Source organism: Actinomadura meyerae (assembly GCF_900188445.1).
GTDB classification, from domain to species: Bacteria; Actinomycetota; Actinomycetes; order Streptosporangiales; family Streptosporangiaceae; genus Spirillospora; species Spirillospora meyerae.
Genome location: NZ_FZOR01000076.1, coordinates 1 through 10,338, shown reverse-complemented (window position 1 = coordinate 10,338; position 10,338 = coordinate 1). Strand labels below are relative to the sequence as shown.

At 70.0% G+C, this 10,338-nt stretch carries 10 protein-coding genes and 2 pseudogenes; 8 read left to right on the top strand and 4 right to left on the bottom strand.

Annotation, left to right across the window (positions count from 1 at the left end):
- Positions 1-145: 145 nt before the first annotated feature.
- The gene (locus CHF16_RS38585) at positions 146-1,054 is read right to left on the bottom strand and encodes a helix-turn-helix transcriptional regulator (protein ID WP_089331152.1); all 909 of its coding nucleotides are present in this window, start codon (positions 1,052-1,054) and stop codon (positions 146-148) included.
- A 177-nt stretch (positions 1,055-1,231) separates the two neighbouring features.
- On the opposite strand from CHF16_RS38585, the gene CHF16_RS38580 reads away from it, so the two are divergent.
- The 5 genes from CHF16_RS38580 (at position 1,232) to CHF16_RS38560 (ending at position 5,854) form a co-directional block, all read left to right on the top strand.
- Positions 1,232-2,071: an SDR family NAD(P)-dependent oxidoreductase gene (locus CHF16_RS38580; protein WP_089331151.1), complete on the top strand. Its 840-nt coding sequence runs from the start codon at positions 1,232-1,234 to the stop codon at positions 2,069-2,071.
- 44 nt (positions 2,072-2,115) lie between these two features.
- The gene (locus CHF16_RS38575; RefSeq protein ID WP_089331150.1) at positions 2,116-2,892 is read left to right on the top strand and encodes an SDR family oxidoreductase; all 777 of its coding nucleotides are present in this window, start codon (positions 2,116-2,118) and stop codon (positions 2,890-2,892) included.
- Positions 2,893-3,013: 121 nt separating this feature from the next.
- Positions 3,014-3,763, top strand: a complete 750-nt coding sequence (locus CHF16_RS38570) for an Atu4866 domain-containing protein (RefSeq protein ID WP_171069426.1) — start codon at positions 3,014-3,016, stop codon at positions 3,761-3,763.
- Between the two features lie 234 nt (positions 3,764-3,997).
- Complete coding sequence (locus tag CHF16_RS38565; RefSeq protein ID WP_089331148.1) at positions 3,998-5,404, top strand: amidohydrolase family protein; 1,407 nt, start codon at positions 3,998-4,000, stop codon at positions 5,402-5,404.
- 117 nt (positions 5,405-5,521) lie between these two features.
- Positions 5,522-5,854 (top strand): Atu4866 domain-containing protein, encoded by a 333-nt coding sequence (locus CHF16_RS38560; protein WP_089331147.1) that lies wholly within the window; start codon positions 5,522-5,524, stop codon positions 5,852-5,854.
- A gap of 75 nt (positions 5,855-5,929) precedes the next feature.
- Here CHF16_RS38560 and CHF16_RS42270 read toward each other — a convergent pair.
- From CHF16_RS42270 to CHF16_RS38550, 3 genes and pseudogenes are all read right to left on the bottom strand, one after another.
- Positions 5,930-6,190, bottom strand: a pseudogene (locus tag CHF16_RS42270) (transposase family protein); the annotation flags it as partial.
- Positions 6,118-6,336, bottom strand: a complete 219-nt coding sequence (locus tag CHF16_RS41760; RefSeq protein WP_240808515.1) for a transposase family protein — start codon at positions 6,334-6,336, stop codon at positions 6,118-6,120. The pseudogene CHF16_RS42270 and the gene CHF16_RS41760, both read right to left, overlap by 73 nt.
- 301 nt (positions 6,337-6,637) lie before the next feature.
- The gene (locus tag CHF16_RS38550) at positions 6,638-7,300 is read right to left on the bottom strand and encodes a TetR/AcrR family transcriptional regulator (RefSeq protein WP_245869801.1); all 663 of its coding nucleotides are present in this window, start codon (positions 7,298-7,300) and stop codon (positions 6,638-6,640) included.
- 53 nt (positions 7,301-7,353) lie between these two features.
- Between CHF16_RS38550 and CHF16_RS38545 the strand changes: the two genes are divergently transcribed.
- From CHF16_RS38545 to CHF16_RS38530, 3 genes and pseudogenes are all read left to right on the top strand, one after another.
- Positions 7,354-8,499, top strand: coding sequence for an FAD-dependent oxidoreductase (locus CHF16_RS38545; protein WP_089331146.1), 1,146 nt, complete (start codon positions 7,354-7,356; stop codon positions 8,497-8,499).
- Positions 8,500-8,594: 95 nt separating this feature from the next.
- On the top strand, positions 8,595-8,714 hold the full coding sequence (locus CHF16_RS42265) for a DUF1931 family protein (protein ID WP_089331153.1): 120 nt from the start codon (positions 8,595-8,597) through the stop codon (positions 8,712-8,714).
- Positions 8,715-10,093: 1,379 nt separating this feature from the next.
- A pseudogene (locus CHF16_RS38530) lies at positions 10,094-10,338 on the top strand (IS1380 family transposase); the annotation flags it as partial.

Genomic DNA, 10,338 nt, shown 5'->3' with positions numbered 1-10,338 from the left:
GACGTGTGGTTCTCCCCCCGAAGAACGTGGGCGCTTCACCCACTGATCACTTGCTCCCCAGCAAGATCACTTTCCACACCTGAGGGAATACCCCCTCCACAGGCGCCTCCCGCGCGAACAGGTGAGTCGCTTCAGAGGTCGTGGCTTACTCGCGGGCTTGTCCGGCCTCCTGGGCCTCGGCGCTGCCGGTGTCGGTTGTCGGCCTGTTCCATTGGGCCAGCAAGCGCAGGGAGGTCTCGGACGGGCTGCCGGGTTCGGTGCCGTAGACGAAGAGGATCTGGTCGGGGTCGTCTGCGGGGGTGAGGGCCTGGTAGGTGACGGTGAGGTCGCCGACGAGCGGGTGGTGGTAGTCCTTGGTGCCGGTCGTGCGCCGGTGGACCTTGTTGTCCGACCAGAAGCGGCGGAATTCCTCGCTGCGTATGGACAGGTCACCGACCAAGGCGCTCAGGACCGGGTCGTCCGGGTGGCGGCCCGCGTCGAGGCGGAGCATGGCGGCGGTGTCGGCGGCGACGCGGGGCCAGTCCCGGTACAGCTCGCGCGCGTGCGGGTCGAGGAAGACGAAGCGGGCCTGGTTCCGCTCGGCCGCGGGGAGTGCGCGGAAGTCGGTGATCAGCCGTCCGGCGAGTGGGTTGTGGGCCAGCACGTCGAGGCGCCGTCCGAGGACGAAGCCGGGGCGGCCAGCCTGCTGGAGGGTGTCCAGCAGGTCCCAGGTAGCGGGGTGGACGCGCTGGGGACGGGGGCGCCGGCGGGCTGGCCGGGGCCGTGGCCGGGCGAGGGTGTGCAGATGGCTGCGCTCAGCGTCGTCCAACTGGAGGGCGGTGGCGAGCGCGTCGAGGACCTCTGTGGAGGCGCTGCGGCTGCGGCCCTGTTCGAGGCGGGTGTAGTAGTCCACGCTCACCCCGGCCAGCCGGGCGAGTTCCTCCCGGCGCAGTCCGGATACCCGGCGTCGGCCCAGGCCCGGGTCCTCGAGCCCGGCTTCCCGCGGGGTGAGGCGGGTCCGGGCGGAGCGGAGGAATTCCGCCATGGGTGCGCCGGTGGGGTGCTCACGGTCCATACATCCAGGGTATGCGCGTTCACTGAGGATTCGGCGGCGGCTGGGTGGCCCATTTTGTCCCCCGATCAGGCGGGCCCTTTTGAGGCCTCTTTTGCCTGCTCAGAGCTGGTTCAGTGAATGTCAGAGCCCGCCACCACAAGGGGTGGCCGGGCGAAGTAAACGGTATGGAGACATCTCATGGCAACGTGGTTCATCACCGGCGGATCCCGCGGGCTGGGACTGGAGATCACGCGGGCGGCACTGAACGGCGGCGACAACGTCGTGGTCGCTGCCCGTGACCCGCGCAAGCTGCCGGACGAGCTGCGCCGGCACGACCGAGTCCTCGGTGTCGCCCTCGACGTCACCCGCAGCGAGGACATCACCGCCGCCGTCGAGACGGCCGTGGAGCGCTTCGGCACGATCGACGTCCTCGTCAACAACGCCGGTCGTGGCCTGCTCGGCGCGCTGGAGGAGATCACCGACTCCGAGGCGCGGTCCCTGTTCGATCTCAACGTCTTCGGGCTGATCAATGTCACCCGCGCGATCCTGCCCGCAATGAGGGCGGCCAGAGCCGGAAAGGTCGTGAACATCGGCTCCCGTTCCGGCTTCGAGGGCGAGCCCGGGGTGAGCATGTACAGCGCGTCGAAGTTCGCCGTGGCCGGTATCAGCGAGGCGCTCGCGGTGGAACTGGAGCCGTTCGGGATTCAGAGCATGATCGTGGAGCCCGGCGTCTTCCGCACCGACTTCCTCGACGCCAGCTCCCTGTCAGTCGCCGCCGGGCGGATCGACGCCTACGACGGCACACCCGCCCACACCACCCTCGACTGGGCCGGCACCGTCAACCACACCCAGCTAGGCGACCCGGTCAAGGGCGCCGCACTGATCTATGAGGTGACCTGCCAGGACAAGCTGCCTGGGCACCTGGCCCTGGGGCGCGACGCGATCGAACGCCAGCTGGTCAAGATCCGAAGCCTTCAGGACGACCTCGCGGCCTGGCAGGACAAGTCCGCCGCCACCGCCTGCGACGACGCCGCCTGACCGCCCCGACCGATCCCCCCGAGAAACAGGAAGGAACCCTGATCATGACGCACCTGCTGACCGGCCGGCCGCTCGACGGCCGCGTGGCCGTGGTCACCGGAGCCTCCAGCGGCATAGGGGCGGCCACCGCCCGCCGACTCGCCGAACTCGGAGCCGCTGTCGCCGTCATCGCACGCCGCCAGGAAAAGCTCGCCTCCCTCGCCGCCGACATCACCGCGGCCGGCGGAGAGGCCATACCCCTGTCCGTCGATGTCACCGACCGGGCAGCCGTCCGCACAGCCGCCGACCAGGTGGCGGACACGCTGGGACCGGCGGACCTGGTGTTCAACAACGCGGGCGTCCAGTTGATCTCCGCCATCGACGAGCTCAAGGTCGACGACTGGCAGCGGCAGATCGATCTCAACGTCACGGGGGTGATGAATGTGATCGCTGCCTTCCTCCCGAACCTGACCGCCGCCGCCGAGCATGGAAAGCCCGCCGACCTGATCAACACCTCCTCCATCGCGGCGACCCGCATCCTGGAGAAGTTCTCGATCTACTCGGGCACCAAGGCGTACATCAGCCACCTCACCCGTCTCATCCGGGTCGAACTGGGCCGCAAGAACGTGCGGGTGAGCGCCATCGAGCCCGGCATGGTCGACACCGAACTACCCGACCACGTCACCGACCCCGACGCCAGCGCCCTGATGGCCGGCCTGCTCCACGACATCGAGTGCCTGCGCAGCACCGACATCGCGGAGACCGTTGCCTTCATTGCCTCCCTTCCCCGACACGTCAACATCAGCGAGCTGACCATCCTGCCCACGGCCCAGTCCGTATAGCGCAACAAACAGGCTGTGCCCACGCAGCTGCGGCAACTGCCGAGCAGTTGCCTCCCACCTGTGCCGGTGCCTGCCTGGTGCGCCGGGCAGACCGATGAGCCGAAGTTTTCTGAGGAGCACCATGACCATCACCGACACCGTGAGCTGGAACACGGAGGCCCTCGACGAGATCGTCTCGAACGACGGTGGGCGTCCCGTCCTGTTCACCAACGCCCGGATCGTGACTATGGACCCGCTGATCGGAACCGTGACCGGTGCCGACATCCTGTTCGTCGGTTCCCTGATCGTGGGCGTCGGCCCCGGAATCGTCACCGCGGCGGAGGACGACAACGCCATCGTCGTCGACTGCACGGGCATGACCATCGTCCCCGCCGTCGTGGACACGGTCGCGCTGGCCGGCGGACGCGGCCGCCGCTCGGATTACGTCGCGACGCTGACTCCGGGCAACACCACCGACTTCCTCGTGGTGCCCGACGAACTCGCCACCGATGTGCCGAGCGCAGTGGCCACCCTCCTTTCCCGGCCGGAGCAGGTTCGCGCGCTGGTCGCAGCCGGCCGACCCGTCCTGTGGGCGGGCACCGACGCCCCCGGCAGGGCCACCGCCCCCGAGGCGGGCATCCCGGCCGCACCGGACCTGACCGGCAGCCCGCAGGTCGGCGTCTGGATCGACCGGAAGGACTTCCTGCACCAGGGGCTCACCGCCGACGGCCGCTACGACGAGACCCGGGGTGGCCGCCCGCACGCCTACCAGGGCCGGTTCTGGATCGACGGCGACCGCATCGACTACCTGGACGACCTCGGCTTCTGGGCCTACGGAGAGTTCAAGGGCAACGAACTGCACCACGCGGGCTACGTCATGAAGCTGAGCTGACCCGCCGGTCGGCAGACGCCGTGTGGCAAACACAGCGGCCCGGCCCCCGGGCAGCCCACAGACGACCGGCTCCAGGACCGCGCTGCCCGTACACGTCCTGATCCTGGGTGCGCGACACCTGGGGAACGGCGGCCTGGTTGCCGTAGCCGGGGCGACCAAGGCTGGAAGCCGAGCAGCACCGGCGCCCCCGGCAGCCCGCCATCCCCCGCTCCGACGTACGGAAGAAGACACCTCATGAACGTCAACGACACCACCAGCGCGACCGTCCTCGAACAGCTCTGGCGCCGCCCCGCGGATGAACGGCGCATCCTGTTCACCGGCGCGACTATCGTCACCATGGATCCCGACCGCGGCGTCATCGACCGCGGCGACCTCCTTGTCGAGGGCAGCACCATCACCGCCGTCGGCCCCGGCCTCAGCGCCGGCGACGCCGTGGTCGTCGACGCCACCGGCACCATCCTCAGCCCCGGCTTCGTCGACACCCACCGACACGCCTGGGAGGCTCAGCTGCGCCGAATCATGCCTGACGTCGACGACCTCGGCGGCTACGTCATGTCCACGCTGGCCGGCTCCGCCACGGTCTACCGGCCCGAGGACATGTACATCGGTACGCGACTGGCCGCCCTCACCGCGATCGACAGCGGCATCACGACCATGCTCGACTTCTCCCACAACTCCCGCACCCCAGCACACTCCGACGCCGCCGTAGAGGCCCTTCGCGACACCGGCATCCGCGGCGTGCACGCCTCCATGGGCCCGCACTTCGGCGACTGGGACCGGCAGTGGCCCGGCGACCTGGCACGTATCAAGGGCCGGTACTTCAGCAGCGACGACCAGCTCCTCACCCTGCGCCTGGCGACCCTCGCCACCGACGAGATCGCCGGACCGGCACTCGCCTATGGCCCTGAACTAGCGCGTGTGGCAGCCGACTTGGGGATCGGAGTGAGCGTCGACGCCGTGTTCGGCCCGTCCTCGTCCGAGGCCATCCTGCGCTGGGCCAAGGACGGCATTCTCAGCCCCGACGTCACCCTCATCCATTCCACCGGACTGACCCCCGAGGCATGGAAGGCGATGGGGGAGACCGGCAGCACCGTGGCGCTCGCCCCCACCTCCGACGCCCAGATCGGCCTGGAGTCCGCGATCCCCGCCGTCGACGAGGCCCTGTCCGTCGGCATCCGCCCCGGACTGAGCATCGACGTCGAAGTCGCCCTGGTCAGCGACATGTTCACGCAGATGCGCGCCCTGCACGCCATCCAGCGCATGCGCGCCGTCAACGCCGCCTACGGCACCGACCGGCAGCCCGATCGCATCACCACCCACGACGTCCTGGACTTCGCCACCCTCCAGGGCGCCCGCACCAACGGCCTGGCCGCCGTCACCGGCTCGCTCACCCCGGGCAAGAAGGCCGACCTACTGGCCATCCAGGCCGAGGACCTCAACAACATGCCGCTCAACGACCCGATCGGCACCGTCGTACTGGGCTCCGACGCCCGCAATATCAGCGCCGTGCTCATCAACGGCGAGCCCCGCAAGTGGAACGGTCGCGTCCTCGACGTCGACGTGTCCGCCCTGCGTGAGGACGTGCGCGCCTCCCGCGACCGCGTCCTGCGCGCCTCCGGATACGCCGACCGCCGGGTCTGACCGGCCGCACCGTCGCCGGTGCCGACACGATCAGCAGGATCGGCCCGGCCATCGCCCGGCCACTCGCCTCGGCCGGGCCGTCCTGCCCATCACCTGTCAACCCAACGGAGCCCGTCCATGTTCAAAAACACCCTGCACCTGCTCGGACTGTTCACCACGCTGCTCGCCTGCGCCGCTCTGGGCGGCGGCCGCCCGGAGCCCGCCCCTCACCCGTACGTCGGCATGTGGGTCACCGCAGACGGGCGCATCCGCCAGGAACTCCTCGCCAACGGCCGCTACGAGGAGGAACGCGACGGCCGCAAACGCGCCTACACCGGCCGCTACACCGTCACCGGCACACACCTCGACTACCACGACGACCTGGGCTTCACCGCCACCGGCGACGTGCGGAACGGCGTGCTCTACCACGAGCACCTGGTGCTCTACCGCGAAACAATTTCTCGTCGATGAAAGGTCCGCGTTGCCGCGTGCGTGGTGCCGGTTGAACAGCTTCTTGCGCTTGCCCAGGTTGCGATGCTTCTTGCGTTTGTAGGGGGTACCGACCGCGCCGCCGGCGCCGACGTACCCCTTGTCGGCGTAGCAGGCGATCGCCCGGTCCGTCAGAGCGTCGATGATGCCGTGGTCGCGGGCGACGGTCAGATCGTGGGTGGAGCCCGGTAGCGCCGGCGACGCCCAGATCAGCTCGCCGTGCGGGTCGGTGAGGAACTGGACGTTCACGCCGTGGCGGCGGTGTTTGCCCGAGTAGTGGAGCCGGTCGCCTGCGCCCGACAGCCTGTCGGTGGCCACCAGCGTGCCGCCGGGATGACGTAGGCCTTGCGCTGGGCGGTCCGCATGGCTTGCCGCAGGTCGGGAGCCAGTTCGGCGAGTAGCTCGATCACCTCGGTGACGTAGCGGTGCGCGGTCGCGGCACCGACGCCGAACGCCGCCGCCAAGGCCGGTAAAGGTCTCGTTGCGGCGCAGGTGCACCAGGACCAGCAGCGCTTGGCGGCCAGGGGGCAACCGCCGCCGCCGCGACCCGACCCGGCGCCGATGCCTGCGGATCAGATCGGCCCCGAACCTGCGGGCAGAGCGAGACAGATCGAGGGCAGCGCGATAGAAAAGCAACGGAGCTCCTGGTGGTCAAGATCGTCGCAAATCTCGATCTACCAGGAGCTCTCTTGTCGCCGCTCACGCCTCGCAGGCCGCAACCAGCCCGTGACCTGCGGACTCAGGTTGAAATTTCCTCCCGCATGATCACCCCGTTCCTTGCCCTGCGCCTCCGGTGGCGGCGGATGGGCTGGACGAGCCGGGTGTGCCGAAGGCGTGCAGGAGGCCGAGAAACGCCGCCCTGAGTTCGGTCTGGGTGAGGGCCAGGGAACCCGCTCCGGCGAGATGCTCGAAGATCAGGCCGTCGATGTAGGCCACCAGCAGCGGGGCCTGACGCTCCGGTGCAGGGGCACCGATGGCGGTGAGCATCGCCTCGGCCAACGCTCGGGACCGTGCTCCCGCTCTGACGAACACGGTGCGGAGCTCGGGCCTGCGGGTGGCCTCCAGGGCGAGTTCGTAGCGGGCGAGCATTCGTTCGCGTCCGGCCGTGGTCCAGTGCTCGACCAGGCGCGCCGCCGCCTCGGCCACCTCTTCGTGGCCCGATACGTCCGCGCCTGACAGGGCGGGCCGGGCGGCGAGCTCGGCGGTGTCCGCCTCTTCGAGCCGGTCGACCGTCGCCTGGAGCAGGGCCTGGCGGGTTCTGAAGTAGTACGAGCAGGAGCCTTCCGGCAGCCCCGCGGCCTTGTCGACCGCCCGGTGGGTGAGGCCGCGCATGCCGGCTTCGGCCAGCGTCCTGATGGCCGCGTCCGCGAGTTCCCTGCGCCGCGTGGGGGCCGGCGTGTTCTCCATCACGATCTGCCTCTCCGTCACTCTACAAATGTAGAGTACCTGGCGTCTTCTACAGATGTAGAGAGGAGTGACCGATGGGTGAGCAGCGAACGGCGGTCGTGGTCGGCGGTGGGATCGGGGGGCTGGCGACGGCCATCGCCCTGTCCGGCCGGGGCTGGCGCGTCGAGGTCTTGGAACGGGCGCCCGAGTTCGGCGAGGTCGGCGCGGGATTGTCGGTGTGGCCCAACGGCGTGCGCGCGTTGGACGCGATCGGCATCGGAGAGCAGGTCAGGTCGCGGGCCATGATCGAGACGGGGGCGGGTTTCCGCGACTGGTCGGGCAAGTGGTTGTCGCGCACCGACATCGGTGAAGTGAACCGCCGCTACGGCCCGCTCGTGATGATTCACCGCGCCCGACTGCTGGAGATCCTGCGCGAGGCGGCCTCCGGCGCCACCCTGCGAGCCGGTGTCACCGTCCAGCGCGTCCAGGCCGCCGGCCGGCAGGTCGAAGTGATGCATGACACCGGCGTCGCCCGCGCCGACCTGGTCGTCGGAGCCGACGGCATCAACAGCGCCGTCCGCCGCTCGCTTTGGCCGCGGTCCCCCCAGCCGCGATACGCCGGCTACACCGCCTGGCGGCTGCTCGTCGACCCCGGCGCCACGCTGGGCGAGGGCGGCGAGAGTTGGGGCCGGGGCGAGCGGGTCGGGCTGGCTCCGCTGCCCGACGGGCAGATCTACATGTTCGCCACCGCCAATGCGTCCGCGGGCGAGCACGGCCCCGACGGCGAACTGGCCGAGCTGCGGCGCCGCTTCGCGGGCTGGCACGACCCCATCCCCGCGCTGCTGCAACGGGCCGACGAAGACGCCGTAATGCGACACGACCTGTATGAACTGCCTCCGCTGGAGACCTTCGTCTCCGGCCGGACCGCCCTGCTCGGCGATGCCGCCCACGCGATGACCCCCAACCTCGGACAAGGCGCCTGCCAGGCGCTCGAAGACGCCGTCACCCTCGCAGCCCTCCTCGACCGCCACCCGACGGTCGAGGCCGCACTGGACGCCTACGACCGCGACCGCCGCCCGCGCAGCCAGATGATCGCCCGCCGTTCGCACCGCATCGGCGCCATCGCCCAATGGAGCCACCGGCCCGCGGCCGCCCTGCGCAACCGGATCATGGGCCTGACCCCGCCGAGCGCGATGCTGCGCTCCCTCGCCCCCGTCCTGGGCTGGCGACCCCCCACCTGAACGAGCGGCTGCGGCACCATCTGACGATGTGACGGCCCCCTGGACGCGGAGGCTGCAAGAAAGTCCTTCCGCTTCCGGACGAGAAGCTTCCCGAGATCGCGGACGGTCTGTCCTACGCGCTGGCCCAGACCTTCCGGATCGTGTTCCCGGACCGGCGCAACCCGCAGACCGAGCACTGGGAGCGGGTGCAGCGCATCTTCGACCTGCTCTTGTGACCCGGACCGCTCCCGACCGGTTCCGGGCGGATGATGTCCCGCGCCCGCAAGCGCCGCGTCGCCCGCAGGCCCGCAGACGGGCCCTGTCGTACGCGCTCTCCGCGAGGCAGGCGTCGAGGCGGGTGTGTGTCAGGACCGATGCCGTAGCGTTCGCGGCCCCCTTTGGCGAAGGCGGGCGAGCGGCGAAACGGGGGTGGCTGGGGTGTGTTGAGAACGTGCTGCTGCCAGCTCTGGAGCCGCTCGAAGGTGAGGGAGCGACCGTGCGCCGCGTCCATCCGGACCAACTCCAGGGCGGCGACCAGGCCTTTGGCGCGGGCGGGTTCAATGGCGCCGTCGAAGGCGCGGACATCTTCCACCGCGCCGTCACGGGACGGGGTCACCGGGTCGGCCCGACCGCCGTCCGAGGCGTTGTGCCACGGTACGGAACCACGTGCGGCAAGCCAGCGTTCCAGGTGGTCGGTCAAAGGACCGCGGGAGTCGGGCTTGGCGGGTTCCGGGGTGTCATCCCGTGACAGGGACAGGGCGAGCCGTTCGGCGACATCGTCGACCAGCACCGTTTCTGGGCTGGTCCAACTGTGGAATCGCCCACCGATCGCTTCGGCGACCAGAGCCTGTGCGACGTCGGCCGCCACGTGCCAGCGTTGGAGGAACCAGGTGAGCACCTGCTCGCAGTGCCCGTGCCAGCCGCTGCCGTGGCCCGTGCGGTCAACGACCTGCCAGATCAGGTTCCGGGCGGCCCGCTCCCACAGGATCCGCTGGTCGGCGACAGCGGCCGACTCCAGCGGGTAGGCCTCGAACCGGCCGGCGAGGCTCTCCAGCCACGCGCGCCACTCGCACAGCGCCGCGGCGACGTGGGCGAGCGTCTCCTCCGGTGTGGTGATCGAGTGCCGCGGGCAGCACCAGCTCCCGACCGGGCCGCCGCCGATGTCACCTTCGTCGTGGGCCCAGCGCCAGCCCACGGCCCAACGACCGAAACGCTCGGCGAAGGCGTGCGACATGGCGTCCGCCCAGAGCTTGCCCTCGCCGTGGTTCCAGGAACGCATCGCCGGGTCGGCGATGGGAACTTGAGGACGGCGAGGTACACGCCGAGCCGGCCCGAGCGAGTCCAGCGCCCGCGCTACCGACGAGCGGTCGAACGGATGACGAGACGGGTCAACCTCGTCCCAGCCCAGAAGGCGAGGAGCCAGATTATCGATCACCACGTGAGCCTGCCACGCGCACCCGCCACTTAGCCTCGATCCACCGGGTGATTGCTGTTCAGGTTGCGGAAACGACAAAAGGGATGCCCCGTGGCCTGCGATGATGGGCTTGTCTAAGGTCCAGCAGCGCAGAAGCAACGAGGCATCCCGTAAGTGCAATCCTCTCATGTCTCATCGGCGGTGGCTGCCGCGTTCGACGAGCCGAACTTGATCGCCGATGCCGGGCTGGTGCCGGTGGTGCGGCTGGCCGAGCGGGCGGGGTTGCCCGAGCTGGCGGCCGAGGTGCTGCGCATCGGCGGTGCGCGCAACAGCGCCGGCGCCGCCCCGGCGGCGAAGGTGATGTCGCTGGTGGCGGCGATGTGCGCCGGAGCCGACAGCATCGATGACACCGACCGGTTGCGGCATGGGGCGATGCCGACCGCGTT